This is a genomic window from Arthrobacter sp. Soil761, assembly GCF_001428325.1.
Classification (GTDB): Bacteria; Actinomycetota; Actinomycetes; order Actinomycetales; family Micrococcaceae; genus Arthrobacter.
The window spans coordinates 48,400-67,867 of the sequence record NZ_LMSF01000028.1 but is presented as its reverse complement, the minus strand read 5'-3'; the positions used below and the strand labels follow the sequence as shown (position 1 = coordinate 67,867).

Here is a 19,468-nt window from a genome sequence, read left to right as displayed (position 1 = left end):
AACCCGGCCCCGGTGATTCCGGGGCCGGGTTCTTGCGTTTCCGCCGTCATGGGCTCCTGGTCGTGGACCCCCTAGGCCATGTCCGCCAAAGGCTCGCCCAGCCGCCTCAGGCGCTGCCTCGCAGCCAGTTCGCTGGGACCCATCCGCCGGCGAAGCCCGCCCAGGGCAAGATGGACGACGCCGAGCACCACCTTTGTGCCCAGCCTCACGGGCAGGGGGAAGGGGCCCAGCCGTGGAACGGAAAGCCCGAGCATCTGGCGGTACCGGGGTTCCAAGCTGTAGACGGCGGCCGCAAACAGGATCCGGTAACCGGGCTTCAGCAGGGGATGCAGCGGAGCGTTGCGGATGAACTGAACCGTTTCCTTCACCCTGTCGTCCGCGCGCAGGACGCCCTGCGTGTACCACTGGTCCAGCTGGCCGCGCATCTCCGCCTCGGTCAGCGGCGGGTTGTCCACTCCCACCAGCCGCCCGGCCTGGGCCCACTCCCGGACGTAGGCGTCCGGGCCGCCAGGAATGGGTCCGCCCCAGATCTTATGGGCTGCCAGGAAGCCATCCGTGAAGGCGATATGGATCCAGCCGGCCAGCCCGGAGTCGTTGGCACTGTAGGTGCGTGTGCCGCCGTCGTTGTCTTTGTAGGTGCCCTGGACCGGCTCATGGAGCCGGCGGACACGCCGTGTTGCCTCCTCCGCGGCCGCCGTTGAGCCGTATGTCACCGTGAAGATCCACCGGATGGTGTTGGCCAGCCGGCGCAAGGGGTCTTCCCGGAAGTTGGAGTGTTCGTGCACTCCCGCCAGGGCACCGGGGTGCAGCGACTGCATGAGCAGTGTCCGGATCCCGCCAACGATCGGCGTCATGGAGCCATGGACTGCCCAGACGGCCGAGCCGGGCAGGTGGTAGCCGGCGTCGTCGCCTTCCGCCAGCCGCAGCGACCAGTCCGGTGGTGCATCAGCCTTCCCTGAAAAGGTCTTCTTGATTTCGTCCTGCCATGTACGAAGGACATTGCGCATGAGATATTGTTGCCCATTTCTGCAGGGGCACCGCGACCAACCTCCTGAGCAGCGGAAACTCCCAACCCCCTAACGCCCGCAAAAAACCCGCAATGTGCACCCATGGGGTTTCCACCCCTGCGGTGCTGTGGTCCCATGGGACATACCGTCGAGACAACGGGCGGCAGGCCACGACGTGGAGTCAGTCACTTGGGCAAGAATCCAGCGCCCGGCACCAGAAAGCCGGCCCAGCGTAGCTTTCCCCCCGTTGCACGCGCCGTCGCCGCGGCGGGGGTGCTGGCGGCGTCCGTTTATGCCGTCAACCTTTCTGCCGGCCCGGCAGGGCCCGTGCAGTGGACGGGATCAGTTGCGGGCACCGGGACCGAGGGTGCTGCAGTCCCCGGCGGAACATCCGGCGGGAACAGCATCGAGGAAGCGCAAAGGGAACCCGGTCCGCCGGCATCGGACCAGGTCGGCGCCGGCGCCCTTCCGCCGGCCATCCTGTCCAGTCCTATGGTCACCCTGGCCTTCCCACATACGGCGATAGGAAGTACGGGCGCAGATGCCCCGGCGGCCCTGACAGTAGGGCCGGCGGGCACGGGCAGGCCCGGAGCCGGCTTTTTGATGGCCCCGCTTCAGCTCCTCGAGCCGAGTTCGCCGTTCGGCTTCCGGGTCAGCCCGATCAGCGGGACTGCTGGTGATTTCCATCTGGGGCAGGATTATGCAGCGGCCTGCGGCATGCCCGTCCACGCAGCCGACGCCGGTGTTGTACGCGCGGCCGGATGGCATCCCTGGGGCGGCGGCAACCGTGTGGAGATCGATCATGGCGACGGCCTCATCACCACCTACAACCACCTTGAGTCCATCGGCGTCCATACGGGCGATACAGTGCAGGCAGGCCAAGTCATCGCGCGCGTTGGTACCACCGGATGGTCCACGGGCTGCCACCTGCATTTCGAGGCCATCCTGAACGGGCGGTATACAAACCCCCTCAGATGGAGCTTCCTGCAGCTCCGCACTTTGAACTGGGCCCTTCCTGCCGACATGGTCTCCTATGCGCCCGGCCAGGGGCTGTCTGCCGGCAGGATCAGCTGGACCATCCCCCTCCGGGTGGATCCGGGCGGAGAAATCCCCGCTGCCGGGCTGCAGGTTTCACCCTTCCCGCCACTCCTGCCGCTTGCACCGGCACCTGCGCCCTCGGAGGCGACGGGTGTAGTGCTTGCGCCCCCTGACGCGCAATTGACGACGACGGCCCCGCCACCCGCTGAACCTTCGGGGAGTGCTGCGTCGCCGTCGCCCACGGACCCCGCGCCCGGCCCGTCGCCGTCGCCGACCGACCCGGCAACTCCGACGGCGACTTCGACGGCCTCACCCAGCCCGACGCCGTCGCCGTCGCCGTCGCCCAGTGACCCTGGTCCGACTCCGACGCCGACTGAACCATTGCCCACCGCTCCAGCGGCCGCTACGCCAGCCCCGGCCCTGACCCCAACCCCGAGCCCCACTCCGACCCCGAGCCCCACGCCAACCCCAACCCCGAGCCCGGCGCAGACAACCCTCGAACCGACCCCAACCCCGAGCCCGGCGCAGACAACCCTCGAACCGACCCCAACCCCGACCCCGACCCCGACCCCGAGCCCCACGCCAACCCCAACCCTGGCGCCTCCGCCGGCAGAACCCGAGCCCACGGCAACCACCTCGTCAACCATGACGCCAAGCGCGACGGCCACCACCCTGCCGGCCTAGGAAATCTTCACTTTGGACCCGTACGGTGGGACGTCGGCAACGAACTGTCCATATGAGCAACCTTCCGCAGACCCGACGGCATGCGCCGCTGTATCCCATCCCGCTGGTCCTCAACGACGGCACCCGGACGGACTTCAGCCAGTTCAAGGGAAAAGTGGTGTTGGTGGTCAACGTGGCCTCCAACTGCGGCTTCACCCCCCAGTACGCCGGACTGGAAGCCCTTTACGAGAAGTTCCGGGACCGCGGATTCGAGGTCCTGGGCGTTCCGTGCAACCAGTTCGCAGGGCAGGAGCCCGGAACCGACCGCGACATCGCGGAGTTCTGCGAACGCAATTTCGGGGTCACGTTCCCGCTCACCGCCAAGGCCGATGTCCGGGGCAGGAATCAGCACCCGCTCTACACCGAGCTCACCAAGTTCAAAACGGGGCTGCTGCCGGGGCTGGTGAAGTGGAATTTCGAGAAGTTCCTGGTTAACCGCGACGGCGAGGTGGTGGCCCGCTTTGCCCCCACCGTTGAACCGGACTCGGCCGAGGTCATCGACGCGGTCGAGCAGGAGCTCGGATAAACGCGGTCTGGCCGAACCGGGTCTGCAGAAGCGCAGTTCTTCCAACTTTTTCCACATCAGCTCCGGCGATTTACCCCAAGTTTGCCAAATGTCTGATTGGATAAATATTACTGAAGGGTACAAGGGAAGAACGGCTTCCCACCGACCATAGAGGTAGCAATGGAGCACATCGAGGCCGAACACCCCCGGCCACGCCACTTCCTACTCCACCTGAGCGATCCCCACCTGTTGGGAGGTCCAGACCCCCTCTACGGAACTGTCGACAGCGAAGCCAGGCTCATCCAGCTCTTCGACGAAGTCAAAGCATCCGGCGCAAGGCCGGAAGCCGTCATCTTCACCGGCGACCTCGCTGACAAAGGCGATCCGCGGGCCTACGTGAAACTGCGGGCCATTGTGGACCCTGCCTGCAAGGAGCTCGGCGCCCAGGTCATCTGGGCCATGGGAAACCACGATGACCGGGCCAACTTCCGCAAGGGCCTGCTCGACCAGCCCGGCAGCGACGAGCCGGTGGACCACAGCTACTTTATCAATGGGCTGCGCGTCATCACGCTGGACACCACTGTGCCGGGCTTCCACCACGGCGAACTGAGCGGCGCCCAGCTGGACTGGCTGGCCCGGCAGCTGGAAACCCCTGCCCCGGACGGCACCATCCTGGCCCTCCACCACCCTCCGGTCCCGTCCGTGCTTGACCTTTCCGTGCTGGTGGAACTGCGCGACCAGGCCTCGCTGGAGGCAGTGGTCCGCAACTCGGACGTCCGCACCATCCTGGCCGGCCACCTGCACTACTCCACTACGGCCAGCTTCGCCGGCGTCCCCGTCTCGGTCGCTTCCGCCTCCTGCTACACCCAGGACCTGAACGTCCCGGTAGGAGGCACGCGCGGGCAGGACGGCGGCCAGGCCTTCAACCTGGTGCACGTCTACGAGCACACCATCGTGCACTCCGTGGTCCCGCTGGGCGCTTCACCAACGGTGGGCGAGTACGTGTCACCCGAGGAAACGGCCCGGCGGCTGGAGGCTGCGGGGATCCGGATCCCGGAGACCACCAAGCAGCGCGGCAACGCCAAGCTCGGAGCGTCCACCAGGCGGTGACTACAGCCTGGACCGGGCTACTTCTCCCAGGGCGCCTTGATGGGGAAGTACCTTTCCAGGAAGTCCGTGACCACTTCGGCGCGCTCGTCCGCGCTGATCTCCGGGAAGCTCCCGTCGTTCAGGCAGAAGAAGTCCATGTTCCGCTTGGCCAGCAGCTTGGGCAGGTATTTCAGCCCTGAGCGCATGGTGGTGTCAACGTAGCGGACCTTGGCGGCTGTCTGTGTAACGGCCCGGCCGGTGAGCAGTGCGTAGTAGTGGTAGAACGAGTTGGTCACGGAGATGTTGTCCGCAGCGCGGAAGCGGCTGGCTGCCGTCTTGCTGAACTCCGCGGGGAACTCCTCCTCCATCTGGGCCACCACGCTGCGCCGCAGCGGCGCGGCGGTGTGCTCCAGGTGGCGGGTGGTAATCCGGCCGAACCGGTTCCACAGGAGCTTGCGGTTCACCCTGGCGGCATTCTCAAACCCGCTGCGCTCAGCGGCGTTCTCACCCAGGCCGATCCTGGTTTCCGCCTCGATGAACTTGGTGATGCCGCCGGGCGTGAAGAACATGTCAGGGCCCACGGGGCGGCCAAAGAACATGTCGTCATTGGAGTAGAGGAAGTGCTCGGACAACCCTTCGATGTGGTGCAGCTGGCACTCCACGGCCTGGGAGTTGTGGGTGGGCAGCACGGAGGGGTCCGCGAAGAACTCCTCGCTGCGGACAATGGTGACCGACGGGTGCTCTGCCAGCCAGGCAGGCGCGGGGGAGTCGGTGGCGATGAAGATGCGGCGGATCCACGGCGCGAACATGTACACGGACCGCAGCGCGTACTTGAGTTCATTGATCTGCCGGAACCGGGCCTCGTGGTCGTCACCTTCGCCCAGGACGACGCCCTGCTGCTGCGCGCGGCGGGCAGCAATGTATTCCGGGGAGCTTCCGTCCACCCAGGAGAAGACGAGGTCGATGTCGAAGCTGATGTCGCTTGCGTGGTCGGCGAACATGTTCTCGATGGTGGGCCAGGTGTGGCCGTAGCGTTCCACGGTGCCGCGGACGGCGTCCTGGCGCAGCAGGGTCCTGCGGGTCAGCGAGTTTTCGATGGGAAGGATGAGTTCCTCGCCCTCGAAGGACCAGAGTTCGATCTGCACCCCGGCAGAGGCGCCGAACTCGAAGCCGCCCACCGGCTCCACCCGGGGCCGGTACAGGCGGAAGATGCGGCCCTGCCGGTTGGGCGAGAGCTCCCCGTCGGCCACCAGGACAGACGTCTTCTTCTTGGCGTCCACGGTCATGGAATAGAAGGGCTCGTCCCGGCACGCCTCCACCAGGGCGGCCCGGAGCTTCTTCCGGTCCTTCCAGTCCAGGGCCAGGACAGGGCGGTCGTTGTTGCCACGGACCAGCAGATAGTTGAGGCCCGCGTTCGCCAGGACATTGCGGAGGAACAGCAGGTCCTCCACCATGGCCTGGTACGGAGTCCTGGTGTCATTGATCAGGGCAAAACGGCCCTTGTGCCGGATGACATCGGGGCGGTGCCTGAGCCGCTGCTCTGCCGCCGGAGACGTGATCTCGGCGTGAAATTGTTCCTCCACGGACGCCTGGCCGCCGTAGTAGACCTCGTCCTGGACCGGTGCTTCTGTAATGGTTGTCTCCGAGCTGGTGGAAGTGGGCATTCTTAACTGCATGATAGTCCTGCTGGAGTAACGGAAGGTTTCGGGGCCCGGTTGAAGCCCCTTGGCGACGTTTCGACCGCGGCCCGGCAGGGGCTCAGGCGTCCAGCGCCTCACGCCAGCTGCGCAGGAAGGCCCCGCCGGCGTCGTCGTGGATCACTGTTTCCTCCAGCCCGAGGTCCGCTGCGGTCAGCACCGGATAGGGCTTGGCCGGCACACCGTCCGCCGGCCGCACATCCACGTGCTTCACCGGGTGGTCGTTATGGTGCAGCCAGTCCGCCATGGCGTAGTCGGTGCGGGAATCGCCCACCGTCCGCCACGCCTGCGGCGTGATGCCCTGGGCCGCCAGCAGCTCCACCGCCCGGCTGGCGCCAAGATCCTTCCCCAGCCGCACCGACTCGATGTCCGTGGAAATGATGGTGGGGTCCACGCGGTAGTCCACCTCGTCGTCGGAGTTCGGTGCGTGGTGGTCCAGGCGGACAACGCCCAGCCCGTGGCGCCCCATGAGCGCCATGGCCTCGGCGTCGAAGAGCTTCTGCTCGGCCAGGTAGTCCGCGCTGGGCACATCGATGTGCTGCTCCACGGACACCATGGCGCGCTTGGTTTCGTCGAAGAACATGTGGGCTGCATAGTCCTCCGCCACCAGCCGGCGGATGTCGTCGCCGTACGCCGCCGGAACGGCAAGCTCCCGGTCCACGTGGATGGGGCCGGGGCCGGCAGAGGTGTAGCTGAACCAGACCGCACCCTTTTCGCAGACGGCATGGATGACAGTTCCGGCTGGAATGCCGGCGGCGATCATCGGTTCCATGACCTGCTCGCGGATGAAGGCGTCGGAACGGCCGGTGTTGAAAATGACGGGGATGCCGGCTGCGGCCAGCGCCACCAGGTCCAGGATGATGTCCGGTTTGACGTCCCGCGTCAGCGGGCTGGCCACGGGGCCGTCCACGTCAAGCAGGAGCGCCAGCGGCGGCGCGGACGGCTGGCGGATTCCGGGCACGGGCGCGGCAGGGGACTCGGATACTGTCATGGTTCCATTCTGTCAGCACGGCAGGCGCTGCCGCTGTGTGTCCGCCCTACGGCCGGGGCGCATGGCATATGGTCACTGTTTGGCTACAACCTGGCGCCGGTCCGCCCTGCCACTTTCGCTGGGGCAGCGCGGTGCCTACTGTGGCATGGTGATATTCAAAGCTGTGGGCGAGGGCCGCCCTTACCCCGACCATGGTTACAGCACCCCCAAGCAGTGGGCGTCGCTGCCGCCGCGACCGGTCCGGCTGGACGAACTGGTCACCACCAAGCGCACCCTTGACCTGGAAGCGCTGCTGGCGGAGGATTCCACATTTTTCGGCGACCTGTTCCCGCACGTAGTGCAGTACAAGGGGACCCTCTACCTCGAGGACGGCCTGCACCGCGCGGTCCGGACCGCCCTGCACCAGCGCACCGCGATCCACGCCCGGGTCCTGGTGCTCGATGGCTAGGGGGCGGCCGAAGGACCCGAGTGTCCTTCATGGCCACCATGTTGTTTCCGGCCCTGAGCTGCGCGCCGCCATGGAAGCGGCCGCGGATGCCGATGAGACCGCCCGGGTCCGCCGCCGCGTGCTGCACGGGGTGGTGCTGGTCCTCCTGGCAGGCCTGATCGCCGCAGGCATCATCATTGCCATGGCCATCATCAACGGCCGGTTGAAGATCCCCGCCGCCGAGCCCGCCCCGGCACCGGTTTCCTCCTGCCCGGCCTCCATGTTCGACTACGTACCCAACGACAAGATCAACCTCAACGTCTACAACTCCACCACCAGGGCCGGGCTGGCGCGCTCGGTGGCGGACGAGTTCCTGGCGCGGAAGTTCGTGGTGGGGAACGTCTCGAATACCAACGCCGGCTACCGGGGTGTGGCGGCCGTGGTGTCAGGTGCGGGCGGACAGTCGGCGGCATTCACCGTGCAGCGCAACGTGCCGGGGTCGGACTACTTCCAGGACGGCAGGACCGACGCCAGCGTGGACGTGATCCTGGCGCAGGACTACAAGGCACTTGTCCCGCCGGATCTGGTGGACCAGACGCCGGGAAAGCTCAGCTGCCCCCGGGAAAGCCGGCGCATAGCGGACACCAACAGACTGCCTGTCACCCCCGCGGCCTGACCTCCAGCCAGCCGGTCCTTAGCCGGCCACTGCGGGAAGCTGCGCCGCTGCCGGAAGCTGCGCCGCTGGCGGAAGCTGCGCCACCCGGATGGGCCGCCCGTCGTCGTCGAACCGCGCACCCGCACCCAACTGGATGAAGCGCACCGTCCTGGCCACGCGGGCTTCCAGCTCGGCCGGCTCGTCGCTGCCCCTGGCCGCACTGGAGGACAGGGTCCCCAGGATCAGCTGGGACTGCTGGCCCACGTCCGCCACCGGCAGGTACCCCTGCTCCATGCCGTCGCGCAGGATGTCCTGCAACAGGACGCTCAGCTCGCCTACATGGTCCGAGAGCTTGGCAAAGGACGACGGCGACAGCACCGCCCCCATGGCAGGTCCGGGCGGGAGGTGGCGGCGGCTGAGGTCAACCACCTGGGCGCGGACGTACAGGGCCAGCCGTTCCACGGGGTTCTCCAGCCGGGCCAACGATTCACGCAGGTCGGAAAGGAACTTCTCGGTCTCATCCAGGGCGTAGGAGATCAGGAGTTCTTCGATGTCTGCGTAGTAGTTGTAGACGGCCGTGCGGCCCACCCCGGCATGCCTGGCCACGTCTGTCATGGTCAACCCCGGGAGGCCATGGGTGAAGAGGAGTTCCCCAAAAGCGGTGAGGATGCGCCGCTGGGTGTCCGCGCGTTGTTCGGCATTGCTGGCCGCTGAAATCCTGGGCATGCAGACACTTTACCGCGATGTGTCAGTAAAAGGCGCTACACCGCGCAGCCGTCGGGGCCGCAGGCGCCGCCGTCGGAGGAGTTGACCAGGACCAGCGGGTTGGCAGCCTGCCAGGCCTGGGCGAGGGCGGCGGTGAACGTCTCCGCCGGCTGGGCTCCGGACAGCCCGAACTTGCGGTCGATCACGAAGAACGGCACGCCGCTGATGCCCAGGCCCTGTGCCTCCTGGACGTCGAACCGGACCTCGTCCGTGTACTTGTCCGTGGTGAAGAGCTCCTCCACCTCATCGGACGGCAGGCCAAGATCGTTGCCGAGGGAGGACAGGTATTCCCGGCTGCCGATGTCCTTGCCGTGCTCGAAGTGGTCGCTCAGGAGGCGCTCCTTGGCCGCATCCTGCCGGCCGTGCGCCGCTGCAAGGTGGATCAGGCGGTGCGCGGTGAAGCTGTTGGCCACCACCACTTTGTCGAAGCGGTAGTCCAGGCCTTCGCCTTTTGCCTGCTCCGCCACGTGCTCAAACATCTGCGCGACCTGCCGTGACGGCATGCCCTTGCGGCTGCTCAGGTACTCCAGCTCGGTCCCGTCGTAGTGTTCCGGCAGGGTGGGATCCAGCTGGTAGCTCCGCCACACCACCTCAACGGCGTCACGGTGGGGGAATGCTGCCAGGGCCGCCTCGAACCGGCGCTTCCCGATGAAACACCACGGGCAGGCAACGTCAGACCAGATCTCAATCTTCATGCCTTGCACAACCGGGCCGCGCCTGCGGCCATTCCGCCGGCGCCTTATGAGATGGCACACATCCGCTCTTGTGGCCGGGGCAATCCTGGGCAATAGTCGGAGTTAGGTGAAGCAGACGCCAAACAAAATGAGAACACCACGGGACCCCAACGGTCCCGCGGGTTGATGCGCCTGGCGGCTGGGGAGCTCGGGCCCCTTCCCTGGAGGCCAGACATGCGAATTGGACTGATTGCGGGACCCTGGATTCCCATCCCTCCGTTGACTTACGGCGGCATCGAAAGGGTGGTGGACACCCTGGCGCGTGGCTTCGCGGCCGCCGGACACCAGGTCCTGCTCGCCGCCCCTTCCGAAAGCACATGCCCCGTGCCGCTGGTGCCGGGCATGCGGCCGGCGTCCCGGGACGAGCTTGGCTCAACCATGTCCGAACTCAGCCACGTGATCCGGGCCTACAAGGGGCTGCAGGACGTGGATATCATCCACGACCATACGCTCGCCGGCCCGCTCTACGCCCACCGTCCGGCCAAGGTTCCGGTGGTCACCACCATCCACGGCCCGCTCCACAAGCAGGCAGAGGACCTGTACCGGGCCATGGCGCCGGATGTGGCAATCGTGGCGATCTCCCGCGACCAGGCTTCACACGCTCCCGAGGTTCCCGTCACCCAGGTGATCCATCACGGCATGGACGTTTCCACTGTCCCGGTGGGAAGCGGCCGCGGCGGTTACCTGTGCTTCGTGGGGCGCGCATGCCATGACAAGGGGCTGCTTGAGGCCATCACGATCGCCCGCAGGGTGGGCATGCACCTGAAGATAGCGGTCAAGATGCGGGAGAAGGACGAGGTCCGCTACTTCCGGGAGGTCATCGAGCCCATGCTGGGCCCAAACGAGGATTTCGTGGGGGAAGTGGACGATGCCGCCAAGTACCGCCTGATGGGCGAGGCCACGGCCTTCCTCAACCCCATCCAGTGGTCCGAACCGTTCGGCCTGGTGATGATCGAGGCGCTGGCCACGGGCACTCCCGTCGTCGGGACGCGCATCGGTTCAGCGCCCGAGATCGTGGAGCATGGCCGGACGGGCTTCCTGGGGCAGACAGAGGATTTGCCCGGCTTCGTTGAGGCAGCAGCCGGCTTGAGCAGGGAACGGTGCCGGGCATCAGTGGAGGAGAGGTTCAATGCCCAACGGATGGTGGCGCAGCACCTGAGGCTCTTTGATGAACTGCTGGCGGGCAGATTGCCCGGAGGGGTTCCGGATGCCGCGCCCGTGCACCAAAATCGTTAAGGGGGCGGGCGGCCTTCCGGCTCCCCGGCAGCAAATCGCCTGAGAAGGGAGTCCTTCATGACCGCCTGGAACGAAGACAACGAGGCCTCCGGGTCGGACGTCGGCGCCGTCACCGTCCTGGAGGGTTCTTCGTTTTGCATATCGGCCGGAACCGGTGACATCAGCCCAGACGCCGGCACGAACGGCGCGTTCTTCCAGGACACCCGGATCATCTCCCGCTGGGTGCTGCGCATCAACGGCTCGATGCGGGAGCCGCTGTCTGCCCAGCGGCCGCATCCGTTCGAGGCCACGTTCGTTGGCCGTGCCGCGTGGCCCGGGGGCAGGTTCGACAGCCCGTTGGTGGTCCGTCAGGTCCGCCACATCGGGCCCGGCCTGCAGGATGACATCAGCCTGGAGAATTACGCGGCGGAGCCTGTTGAGTGCGACATCGAACTCCTCGTGGATGCGGATCAGGCCGATCTCTTCGACGTTAAGGGCGGGCGGACCACCGGCCCGGACGATACAACGCGCACCGTGGTGGATGGAAAGCTCATCATCGAGGCATCACGGCATGGCCAGCAGCGGGGCTCCGCCATCGGGGCACGGGGTGCAGAGGTGGACACGGACGGGTTGCGTTTTCACATCACCGTCCCTGCCCGGGGCAAATGGGCCACCAGCGTGATTGTGGTGCCGCTGGTGAACGGGGAGGCGCCGGAAAAGCCCTTCAAGGAAGGGCAGCTTCCGCACCACCGGGAAGGTGTGCGGCGGCATCTGGCCTGGGAAGAGAACGTCCCGCGGATCAGCGTCGAGGACGCAAGCTTCCAGAACGTGCTCAACCGGAGCCAGAGCGATCTTGGTGCCCTGCGGATCTTCGACGCCCATCACCCCGACCGCGCGGCCGTAGCCGCAGGTGCGCCCTGGTTCATGGCGTTGTTCGGACGGGATTCGCTGCTGACTTCCTACATGAGCCTGATGGTCAACCCGAACCTTGCGCTGGGCACGCTGCAGACCCTGGCCGGGATCCAGGGGAAGAAGGTTGACCCGGACTCAGAGGAGGAACCCGGCCGCATACCGCACGAGGTCAGGCTTGGTGTCACCGCCGGCCTGTCGTTGGGCGGCACCGCGTATTACGGCACCGTCGACGCAACCCCCCTGTTCGTCTCCACCCTGGGCGAGTTGAGCCGGTGGGGGCTCTCCCGGGATGCGATCCAGCCCTTGCTGGCGCACGCGGACCGGGCCCTGGAATGGATCGAAAAGTACGGCGACCGCGACGGCGACGGCTTTGTGGAATACCTTCGTCCCAACGACCATGGCCTGGTGAACCAGGGCTGGAAGGACTCCTGGGACGGGATCAACTTCGCGGATGGGACCATCGCGGAGGCGCCGATCGCCCTCTGCGAGGTCCAGGCTTATGTGTACTCCGCCTACCTGGGCAGGTCCTTGCTGGCCCACTGGAGCGGCGATTCGGGGCTGGAACAGCATTGGGCCGGAAAGGCGGCAGCTTTCAAGGAGGAGTTCAACAAGAAGTTCTGGCTGCCGGACAAGGGGTACTTCGCGGTGGCACTGGACAAGGACAAGCGGCATGTTGATGCGCTGACCTCCAACATTGGCCATTGCCTATGGACGGGGGTGGTGGACGAGGACAAAGCCACGTCCGTCATGGAGAACCTGATGTCCCCGCAGATGTTCACGGGCTGGGGCATCCGCACGCTGGCGTCGGACATGGGCGCCTACAACCCCGTCAGCTACCACAACGGCTCGGTGTGGCCACACGATACCGCGCTGGTGGCCACCGGGCTGATGCGCTACGGATTCGTGGACGAAGCCAGGCGGGTGGCCTTGGGCATCCTCGACGCTGCCGAGCACTTTGACGGCCGGCTGCCGGAACTGTTCTGCGGCTTTGACCGCGGCGAATTTCCCGGCCCCGTTCCGTATCCCACCGCTTGCTCACCGCAAGCCTGGGCTGCGGCCGCGCCGGTGCAGCTCGCCCGGATCCTGCTCCGGTTCGACCCCGTCTTCACCCGCGGGGTGGTGCACCTCGCACCGATCCTGCCGGAGTCCGTGGGCTCGTTCCGGGCGGAAAACGTCCTGCTGGACAGCAGCCGGGTGACCATCAGCGCCGCCGGATCCACCGGCACCATCGACGGTCTCCCGCCGGGGCTGAAACTCCTGGACGAACCGCGTCCGCCGCTGGCCTACCCGGTGGAAAGGGTGGGCGCCGGCGCGAACGCCAGCAGGCTGCACTGACAGCGGCGCTGCTAAGCAAGGACCTGGACCGCTACGGCAGTGCGCGCTCCAGCACGAAATCATGCTCCACTGTGCTGCCCAGCCGGAAGGATTTGGTACCCACCCTCCGGAAGCCGGACTTTTCATAGAAGCGGATGGCGCGGGCATTCTGGCTGTTGACACCCAGCCATGCCCCGGCGCCGCCGGACGCTGCGGCAGCCGCCAGGCTGGCATGCATGAGTTCGGCGGCGGCGCCCAGTCCGTGGTAGTCCGGGTGGACGTAGCATTTGCTGATTTCCACGGACGGCAGCAGGGTCAGGACGGACGCCACATCCGGATCCGCGGCTGGCCGGTCCACCAGCAGGCTGTAGCCGTTGAGCCGGCCGTCCGCGTCGATGACCAGGATGGTGGTGTCCGGGTCCGCGAGGTATCCCTTGAAGTGTTCCTCGCTGAGCGTGTTGGCCAGGTGCGCGGCGATGTCGGCAGGTGACGACGACGGCGGGCAGGCCAGCGGAAAGGTGACGGAAGCCAGGGCGGCGAGCGGGCCGGCGTCGTCCGTTGTTGCCCTGCGGATGGTGTGGGTCATGCGTTTCTTCCAGGTCAGGCGGTGAGGGTCCGGATGGGGGCGCCGGCGAGCCAGGCGGTGATGTCCTCAAGGGCGCCGCCGTAAAACAGCCGGTAGCTTTCCTGGGTGACGTAGCCCAGGTGGGGGGAGAGCACGGTGTTCGGCGCGGCCAGGAGCGGATGGCCGGCCTGAAGGGGCTCCTGGTCGAAGACGTCCAGGGCGGCGCCGCGGATCCACCCCTGGTTCAGCGCCGTGACCAGCGCGTCCTGGTCAACCAGCGGGCCGCGGGCGGTGTTCACCAGGATGCCGTCCGGGCCCAGCAGCCGCAGCTCGGCCTCGCCCACGGTGTTCTCGGACCGCGGGGAGAGCCGCAGGTGGAGGGTGGCGACGTCGGCTGCCGTGAAGAGCTCCTCCTTGGACACCAGCCGGGCGCCGGCCTGTGCGGCGTCCTCAGCCGTGAGATTCTGGCTCCAGGCCACCACGTCCATGCCGAACGCCTGCCCGTAGGCGGCCACCCGCCGGCCGATCTTCCCCAGACCCACGATGCCCAGGGTTTTGCCGGCGAGCTCCACCCCCACCGTCGACTGCCAGGTGCCCGCCCGGAGCGAGTTTTCCTCCGCCGGCAGGTGCCGGGCGATAGCCAGCAGCAGGGCCCAGGTCAGTTCCGGCGCAGCGGAGGGCGAACCCGGCGTACCGCACACCGTCACCCCGTGTTCAGCAGCTGCCGCCAGGTCGATGGAGGCGTTCGCCATCCCGGTGGTGACCAGCAGCTCAAGTGCCGGCAGTTTTTCGAACACCTCACGGGGGAAGGCCGTCCGTTCGCGCATCGCGATGACCATGGTGGTGTCTGCCAGCGCCGACACCAGCGCATCCGGGGATGTGAAGGGCTCCCGGTAGGACGTCACGGTGACATCCTTCGCCTCCAGGGCCGCGAAGTCGGCGAAGCCGTGGGCCACGTCCTGGTAGTCGTCGAGGATGGCAAGGCGGTGCGTCATGGCTGTCCTTCGCGGTGTCCTACGTCCTTGGGTCACGTTCATCGTATGGCAGGGTGCCTGAAACTCCCGTCACGCCGGGCATGATAGCAATGGGAGTGATGAATCCACGCCCATTCCCGATTTTGCCCCTGTGAGCGGCCACGTCCTCTCCCGTGTCCCGAAGAGTTGGGTCCTGCTGGCCTGCATCGGCCTGCTGGCGCTGAACCTCCGCGGCCCCTTCGTCGCCGTCGCGCCCCTGGTGGACCCCATGCAGGCGGAACTGCACTTTTCGCCGGTCCTGCTGGGACTGCTCACCAGCATTCCGGTGCTCTGCTTCTCGCTCGCGGCTCCGCTGGCGTCCCTGGCCGCCCGGAAATTCGGGGCCGAGTTCGCGGTCACGCTGACCATCCTGGGCGTACTGGCGGGCGTGCTGGTGCGCTCCGCCGGGGGCCCGGTGCTGGTGGTGGCCGGCACGGTGGTCATCGGGTTGGCCATCACCGTGGGGAACATCGCGGTGCCGCTGATCATCCGCCGTGATTTTGCGCCGCGCCGGCAGGGGACAGCGATGGGAATCTACACCGCCGCCCTGAATATCGGGTCCTTCCTGACCTCGGTGGCCATGGCCCCGCTGGCGGCCGTGACGGGGTGGAGGCTGGCCCTGGCCGCCGTCGCCGTCCTGGCAGTCGCCGCGGTGGTGGTGTGGGTCCTGGCCGTGGGACCGCGGACGGCGTTCCTGGTATCGGGGGACGACGGCGGGGACGCGCCGCTGCCCCGGGCGGCCGGTTCGGGCTGGACCACCTTCGGCCTCACGGCCGGCTTCGGCGGCCAGGCGTTCTCCTACTACGGCGTCACGGCATGGTTGCCCAGCTACCTCCACGACGAGCTCGCCATGTCCACGTCCGAGGCGGGCGCCGCGTCCTCGATCTTCCAGATCCTGGCCATCGTGGGCGGCCTCGGCGTGCCCTTCGCGGCCAAATACATGAGTACGACGGCGGTGGCGGTCACCCTGGGTACGTTGTGGCTGGCGGTTCCCCTCGGGCTGCTTTTGCTGCCTGAGCTCTGGTGGCTGTGGTCCACGTCCGGCGGCATTGCGCAGGGCGGCGGCATTACCCTGATCTTCATCGCCATCATCAAGCTGGCACGCGACCAGGCTTCCGCCGGCCGGATGTCCGCCACCGTCCAGGGCCTGGGCTACTGCCTCGCCGCAGTGGCCCCGCCGCTGGTGGGCTTCGTCCACGACAGCTCGGGATCATGGACTCCCGCACTGCTGGTCATCCTGGTGTCGGTACTGGCCTTCTTCGTCAGCACTACCCTGTCTGTGCGGAAGGTGCCGAAAGGGCGCTGAGGCGGGCGTCCGCCGTCGAACGTTCCGCCACTCAAACGCCCGCCCACTTTCTTTGGGAAAGTGAGCGGGCGTCTTGGTTTTCCCGCACCAAGTGAGCGGGGGTGTGGCGGTTGCTCCGTCGCCGGGCCGGCGCCCCGGATTTCGGGGGGCCTGTTGCGGAGGGCGTGCCGGCCCGGCGGACGGAAGTGTGTGGTGCTGGTCCCTGGCTAGGCTGCGGCCAGCTCCTCGACGGTGGCCTTTTCGCGGGCCTCGGTGAGGTAGCGGGCGTAGGCGGGGAGGGTGAGGAAGGACGGGAACTCACGGGCCAGCGTTACTTCTTCGAAGATGTCCCGGGCGTCTTCGAAGCGGTCGCCGTCGAAGCGTTCGAGCCGGGCGAATTCTTCGTCGAGGAGTTCTTCGATCCAGTGGTGGGTGATGATCTCGCCGTGGTCGGTGATGGCGCGGGCGTAGATCCACTGCCAGAGCTGGGACCGGGAGATTTCGGCGGTGGCGGCGTCTTCCATGAGGTTGTGGATGGCCACCGCGCCGTTGCCGCGGAGCCAGGATTCGATGTAGCGGATTCCGACTTCGATGTTGTTCCGGATGCCCTGTTCGGTGATGGTGCCGGTGGTGGCGGCCACATTAATCAGGGCGCGGTCATCGGGGGTGACGTCCTCGCGGAGCCGGTCCAGCTGGTTGGGCTTGTTGCCGAGGACGCCGTCGAACACTTCGCGGCAGACGGGCACCAGGTCCGGGTGGGCTACCCAGGAACCGTCGAAGCCGTCGTTGGCCTCGCGGGTCTTGTCCGCACGGACCTTTTCGAGGGCGTTGGCGTTGGCTTCCGGGTCCTTGCGGTTGGGAACGGCCGCGGCCATGCCGCCGATGGCCATGGCGCCGCGCTTGTGGCAGGCCCTGACCAGCTGTTCGGTGTAGGCGCGCATGAACGGCTGCGTCATGGTGACCTGGCCGCGGTCCGGGAGGACGAAGCGGGGGCCGCGGGTGCGGAAGTTCTTGATCAGGGAGAAGATGTAGTCCCAGCGGCCGGCGTTCAGGCCCGAGGCGTGGTCGCGCAGTTCGTAGAGGATTTCCTCCATTTCGAAGGCCGCGGTGATGGTTTCGATGAGCACCGTGGCGCGGATGGTGCCCTGCGGGATGCCAAGCAGGTCCTGGGCCAGGATGAAGATGTCGTTCCAGAGCCGGGCTTCGAGGTGGTTCTCGATCTTGGGCAGGTAGAAGTACGGGCCCTTGCCCTGGGCCAGGAGACGGCGGGCGTTGTGGAAGAAGAACAGGCCGAAGTCCACGATGCCGCCGGCGATGGGCTGGCCGTCGATGAGCATGTGCTTTTCCGGCAGGTGCCAGCCGCGGGGGCGGACCACGATGGTGGGCAGGTCACCGGCGGGGCGGAGCTTGTATTCCTTGCCTTCTTCGCTGGTGAAGTCGATCCGGCGTTCCAGGGCGTCGGTGAGGTTCAGCTGGCCCTTGATGACGTTCCGCCAGGTGGGGGTGGAGGCGTCCTCCATGTCCGCGAGCCACACCTTCGCGCCCGAGTTCAGGGCGTTGATGGTCATCTTCTTGTCCACCGGGCCGGTGATCTCCACACGGCGGTCCTCCAGCCCGGGTGCCGGGGGAGCCACCCGCCAGGACGGATCATTCCGGATCTCCTCGGTCTCCCGCAGGAAGCGGGGGTCCGCCCCGGCGGCAATGTCGGCCCGCCGTGCCCGCCGTGCCTGCAGCAGCTCCTGCCGCCGCTCAGCGGTGGCCCGGTGCAGCTTGGCAACGAACGAGAGGGCGTCCGGAGTCAGCACCTCGTCCTGCCGGCAAATGGGCTGGGCGGTCAAGGTAATGCCATTGATCGTGAAGCTGTCAGTAAAGCTGTTCATCTCAGTCTCCTTAAAGACGAAAGGGAAGTTCGACGGCGGGTAGCAGCAGGGTGGCGACTGAGGCACGAGGCCGAGGAGCCGGTGTCGCGGCAGCCTGCGTAAAAGGGGCCCTGCGTCCGGCCTCGGCGAGTTCTACGAGCCCAAGGCCGGACGTGGGGAATAGCAGGCAGAGCGATGCCGGTCCGAAGGCCGGACGGAAGCGCCGCCGTCGTAAGCGTTAGTGGAACTGGCCCTCTTCGGTCGATCCGACCAGGGCGAGGGTGGAGGCGTTGGGGTTGAGCGCCGTGGAGATGGTGTCGAAGTAGCCGGTGCCGACTTCGCGCTGGTGCTTGGTGGCGGTGTAGCCGCGGGATTCGGAGGCGAATTCCTTTTCCTGGAGCTCGACGTAGGCGCTCATGCCTTCACGGGCGTAGCCGTGGGCGAGGTCGAACATCGAGTAGTTCAGGGCGTGGAAGCCGGCCAGGGTGATGAACTGGAAGGTGAAGCCCATGGCGCCGAGTTCGCGCTGGAACTTGGCGATGGTGGCATCGTCCAGGTGCTTGCGCCAGTTGAAGGACGGCGAGCAGTTGTAGGAGAGCATCTGGTCCGGGAACTCGGCCTTGACGGATTCGGCGAACTTGCGTGCCAGTTCCAGGTCCGGGGTGCCCGTCTCCATCCAGATCAGGTCGGAGTACGGGGCGTAGGCCTTGGCGCGGGCGATGCAGGGTTCGATCCCGTTGCGGACCTTGTAGAAGCCCTCGGCGGTGCGCTCGCCGGTGATGAATTCCTGGTCGCGTTCGTCGACGTCGGAGGTGATCAGGGTGGCCGCCTCGGCGTCAGTGCGGGCAATGACGACCGTGGGGGTGCCGGCGACGTCGGCTGCCAGGCGGGCGGCGTTCAGGGTGCGGACGTGCTGCTGGGTGGGGATCAGCACCTTGCCGCCGAGGTGGCCGCACTTCTTCTCCGAGGCGAGCTGGTCCTCCCAGTGAACGCCGGCCGCGCCGGCCTGGATCATGGATTTCATGAGTTCGTAGGCGTTCAGCGGACCGCCGAAGCCGGCCTCGGCGTCCGCGACGATCGGCACCATCCAGTCCTCGACCGTCTGGATGCCCTCGGAGAACTCGATCTGGTCCGCCCGGAGCAGGGCGTTGTTGATGCGGCGGACCACCGTGGGAACGGAGTTGGCCGGGTAGAGCGACTGGTCCGGGTAGGTGTGGCCGGAGTTGTTGGCGTCGGCCGCCACCTGCCAACCGGAGAGGTAGATGGCACGCAGGCCTGCCTTGACCTGCTGCACGGCCTGGTTGCCCGTCAGGGCACCGAGGGCGTTGGTGTATCCGCCGGTCTTGTGCTCCTCGGTGAGCTGCTTCCACAGCTTCTCCGAACCGCGGCGGGCCAGGGTGTGCTCTTCGGAGACGCGGCCGCGGAGACGGACGACGTCGGAGGCTGAGTAGTCCCGGGTCACACCTTCCCAGCGGGGGTTGGCGGCCCACTCGAGCTCCAGGGCGGCGGCCTGCTGTTCGGGCGTCTGCTGGGTGGGCTCAAATGCTGCGGTCATCGTTGATCTCCTTGATTGAGCTCCGGATGGGGTAGGTGGGAACCGCGCCGTTGAGGTTCCCACCGGCTTTTCCGGTGCGGTGTTTCTTTCCGTAGCCACTACTTTTCAGCACTTCCAGC

At 66.9% G+C, this 19,468-nt stretch carries 18 protein-coding genes and 1 pseudogene; 8 read left to right on the top strand and 11 right to left on the bottom strand.

Annotation, left to right across the window (positions count from 1 at the left end; all coding sequences use genetic code 11):
* Positions 1 to 71: 71 nt before the first annotated feature.
* Positions 72 to 1,007 (bottom strand): oxygenase MpaB family protein, encoded by a 936-nt coding sequence (locus ASG79_RS14790; RefSeq protein ID WP_018771861.1) that lies wholly within the window; start codon positions 1,005 to 1,007, stop codon positions 72 to 74.
* Between the two features lie 102 nt (positions 1,008 to 1,109).
* Between ASG79_RS14790 and ASG79_RS24385 the strand changes: the two are divergent.
* Positions 1,110 to 1,964 (top strand): annotated as a pseudogene (locus ASG79_RS24385) (M23 family metallopeptidase); the annotation flags it as partial.
* A gap of 74 nt (positions 1,965 to 2,038) precedes the next feature.
* On the opposite strand, the gene ASG79_RS24315 reads toward ASG79_RS24385, so the two are convergent.
* Complete coding sequence (locus ASG79_RS24315; protein WP_056392201.1) at positions 2,039 to 2,434, bottom strand: hypothetical protein; 396 nt, start codon at positions 2,432 to 2,434, stop codon at positions 2,039 to 2,041.
* Between the two features lie 347 nt (positions 2,435 to 2,781).
* On the opposite strand from ASG79_RS24315, the gene ASG79_RS14775 reads away from it, so the two are divergent.
* Both ASG79_RS14775 and ASG79_RS14770 read left to right on the top strand, forming a co-directional pair.
* Positions 2,782 to 3,294: a glutathione peroxidase gene (locus tag ASG79_RS14775; RefSeq protein WP_018771863.1), complete on the top strand. Its 513-nt coding sequence runs from the start codon at positions 2,782 to 2,784 to the stop codon at positions 3,292 to 3,294.
* A gap of 159 nt (positions 3,295 to 3,453) precedes the next feature.
* On the top strand, positions 3,454 to 4,383 hold the full coding sequence (locus tag ASG79_RS14770; protein ID WP_018771864.1) for a phosphodiesterase: 930 nt from the start codon (positions 3,454 to 3,456) through the stop codon (positions 4,381 to 4,383).
* A 17-nt stretch (positions 4,384 to 4,400) separates the two neighbouring features.
* Here ASG79_RS14770 and ASG79_RS14765 read toward each other — a convergent pair whose 3' ends face one another.
* Both ASG79_RS14765 and ASG79_RS14760 read right to left on the bottom strand, forming a co-directional pair.
* Complete coding sequence (locus ASG79_RS14765; RefSeq protein WP_018771865.1) at positions 4,401 to 6,026, bottom strand: stealth conserved region 3 domain-containing protein; 1,626 nt, start codon at positions 6,024 to 6,026, stop codon at positions 4,401 to 4,403.
* A 94-nt stretch (positions 6,027 to 6,120) separates the two neighbouring features.
* On the bottom strand, positions 6,121 to 7,050 hold the full coding sequence (locus ASG79_RS14760; protein ID WP_018771866.1) for a hypothetical protein: 930 nt from the start codon (positions 7,048 to 7,050) through the stop codon (positions 6,121 to 6,123).
* Positions 7,051 to 7,198: 148 nt separating this feature from the next.
* On the opposite strand from ASG79_RS14760, the gene ASG79_RS14755 reads away from it, so the two are divergent.
* Together ASG79_RS14755 and ASG79_RS14750 are read left to right on the top strand one after the other, a co-directional pair.
* Positions 7,199 to 7,498: a type II toxin-antitoxin system VapB family antitoxin gene (locus ASG79_RS14755; RefSeq protein ID WP_026266165.1), complete on the top strand. Its 300-nt coding sequence runs from the start codon at positions 7,199 to 7,201 to the stop codon at positions 7,496 to 7,498.
* Entirely contained in the window at positions 7,491 to 8,153 is a 663-nt protein-coding gene (locus tag ASG79_RS14750) for a LytR C-terminal domain-containing protein (RefSeq protein ID WP_056392200.1), read from the top strand. Before ASG79_RS14755 ends, ASG79_RS14750 begins: the two co-directional genes overlap by 8 nt.
* Positions 8,154 to 8,171: 18 nt before the next feature.
* Here ASG79_RS14750 and ASG79_RS14745 read toward each other — a convergent pair whose 3' ends face one another.
* Both ASG79_RS14745 and ASG79_RS14740 read right to left on the bottom strand, forming a co-directional pair.
* The gene (locus ASG79_RS14745; RefSeq protein WP_056392199.1) at positions 8,172 to 8,858 is read right to left on the bottom strand and encodes a TetR/AcrR family transcriptional regulator; all 687 of its coding nucleotides are present in this window, start codon (positions 8,856 to 8,858) and stop codon (positions 8,172 to 8,174) included.
* A gap of 35 nt (positions 8,859 to 8,893) precedes the next feature.
* On the bottom strand, positions 8,894 to 9,592 hold the full coding sequence (locus tag ASG79_RS14740) for a DsbA family oxidoreductase (protein ID WP_056392197.1): 699 nt from the start codon (positions 9,590 to 9,592) through the stop codon (positions 8,894 to 8,896).
* Between the two features lie 213 nt (positions 9,593 to 9,805).
* Between ASG79_RS14740 and ASG79_RS14735 the strand changes: the two genes are divergently transcribed.
* Both ASG79_RS14735 and ASG79_RS14730 read left to right on the top strand, forming a co-directional pair.
* On the top strand, positions 9,806 to 10,867 hold the full coding sequence (locus tag ASG79_RS14735; protein WP_056392196.1) for a glycosyltransferase family 4 protein: 1,062 nt from the start codon (positions 9,806 to 9,808) through the stop codon (positions 10,865 to 10,867).
* A 57-nt stretch (positions 10,868 to 10,924) separates the two neighbouring features.
* Positions 10,925 to 13,093 carry a glycogen debranching N-terminal domain-containing protein gene (locus ASG79_RS14730; protein WP_056392194.1) on the top strand — a complete coding sequence of 723 codons (2,169 nt, stop codon included), beginning with the start codon at positions 10,925 to 10,927 and terminating at the stop codon, positions 13,091 to 13,093.
* Between the two features lie 31 nt (positions 13,094 to 13,124).
* Here ASG79_RS14730 and ASG79_RS14725 read toward each other — a convergent pair whose 3' ends face one another.
* Positions 13,125 to 13,658: a GNAT family N-acetyltransferase gene (locus ASG79_RS14725; protein WP_056392192.1), complete on the bottom strand. Its 534-nt coding sequence runs from the start codon at positions 13,656 to 13,658 to the stop codon at positions 13,125 to 13,127.
* Positions 13,659 to 13,672: 14 nt separating this feature from the next.
* Positions 13,673 to 14,632, bottom strand: a complete 960-nt coding sequence (locus tag ASG79_RS14720; RefSeq protein ID WP_056392191.1) for a D-2-hydroxyacid dehydrogenase family protein — start codon at positions 14,630 to 14,632, stop codon at positions 13,673 to 13,675.
* A gap of 130 nt (positions 14,633 to 14,762) precedes the next feature.
* On the opposite strand from ASG79_RS14720, the gene ASG79_RS14715 reads away from it, so the two are divergent.
* Complete coding sequence (locus ASG79_RS14715) at positions 14,763 to 15,956, top strand: CynX/NimT family MFS transporter (protein ID WP_018771875.1); 1,194 nt, start codon at positions 14,763 to 14,765, stop codon at positions 15,954 to 15,956.
* Between the two features lie 206 nt (positions 15,957 to 16,162).
* Here ASG79_RS14715 and aceB read toward each other — a convergent pair whose 3' ends face one another.
* The 3 genes from aceB to ASG79_RS24310 form a co-directional block, all read right to left on the bottom strand.
* Entirely contained in the window at positions 16,163 to 17,815 is a 1,653-nt protein-coding gene (aceB, locus tag ASG79_RS14710; protein ID WP_056392190.1) for a malate synthase A, read from the bottom strand.
* 217 nt (positions 17,816 to 18,032) lie between these two features.
* Positions 18,033 to 19,349: an isocitrate lyase gene (gene aceA, locus ASG79_RS14705; RefSeq protein WP_018770809.1), complete on the bottom strand. Its 1,317-nt coding sequence runs from the start codon at positions 19,347 to 19,349 to the stop codon at positions 18,033 to 18,035.
* Positions 19,333 to 19,461: a hypothetical protein gene (locus tag ASG79_RS24310; RefSeq protein ID WP_261377443.1), complete on the bottom strand. Its 129-nt coding sequence runs from the start codon at positions 19,459 to 19,461 to the stop codon at positions 19,333 to 19,335. The genes aceA and ASG79_RS24310 overlap by 17 nt, the downstream gene beginning before the upstream one ends.
* Positions 19,462 to 19,468 lie beyond the last annotated feature (7 nt).

Excerpts from the sequence above, each read along its gene's own strand:
- aceA (WP_018770809.1), bottom strand. The coding sequence starts at position 19,349 with ATGACCGCAGCATTTGAGCCCACCCAGCAGACGCCCGAACAGCAGGCC.
- ASG79_RS14735 (WP_056392196.1), top strand. The coding sequence starts at position 9,806 with ATGCGAATTGGACTGATTGCGGGACCCTGGATTCCCATCCCTCCGTTG.
- ASG79_RS14740 (WP_056392197.1), bottom strand. The coding sequence starts at position 9,592 with ATGAAGATTGAGATCTGGTCTGACGTTGCCTGCCCGTGGTGTTTCATC.
- ASG79_RS14770 (WP_018771864.1), top strand. The coding sequence starts at position 3,454 with ATGGAGCACATCGAGGCCGAACACCCCCGGCCACGCCACTTCCTACTC.
- ASG79_RS14750 (WP_056392200.1), top strand. The coding sequence starts at position 7,491 with ATGGCTAGGGGGCGGCCGAAGGACCCGAGTGTCCTTCATGGCCACCAT.
- ASG79_RS14745 (WP_056392199.1), bottom strand. The coding sequence starts at position 8,858 with ATGCCCAGGATTTCAGCGGCCAGCAATGCCGAACAACGCGCGGACACC.
- aceB (WP_056392190.1), bottom strand. The coding sequence starts at position 17,815 with ATGAACAGCTTTACTGACAGCTTCACGATCAATGGCATTACCTTGACC.
- ASG79_RS14720 (WP_056392191.1), bottom strand. The coding sequence starts at position 14,632 with ATGACGCACCGCCTTGCCATCCTCGACGACTACCAGGACGTGGCCCAC.
- ASG79_RS14765 (WP_018771865.1), bottom strand. The coding sequence starts at position 6,026 with ATGCCCACTTCCACCAGCTCGGAGACAACCATTACAGAAGCACCGGTC.
- ASG79_RS14760 (WP_018771866.1), bottom strand. The coding sequence starts at position 7,050 with ATGACAGTATCCGAGTCCCCTGCCGCGCCCGTGCCCGGAATCCGCCAG.
- ASG79_RS14725 (WP_056392192.1), bottom strand. The coding sequence starts at position 13,658 with ATGACCCACACCATCCGCAGGGCAACAACGGACGACGCCGGCCCGCTC.
- ASG79_RS14775 (WP_018771863.1), top strand. The coding sequence starts at position 2,782 with ATGAGCAACCTTCCGCAGACCCGACGGCATGCGCCGCTGTATCCCATC.
- ASG79_RS14790 (WP_018771861.1), bottom strand. The coding sequence starts at position 1,007 with ATGCGCAATGTCCTTCGTACATGGCAGGACGAAATCAAGAAGACCTTT.
- ASG79_RS14730 (WP_056392194.1), top strand. The coding sequence starts at position 10,925 with ATGACCGCCTGGAACGAAGACAACGAGGCCTCCGGGTCGGACGTCGGC.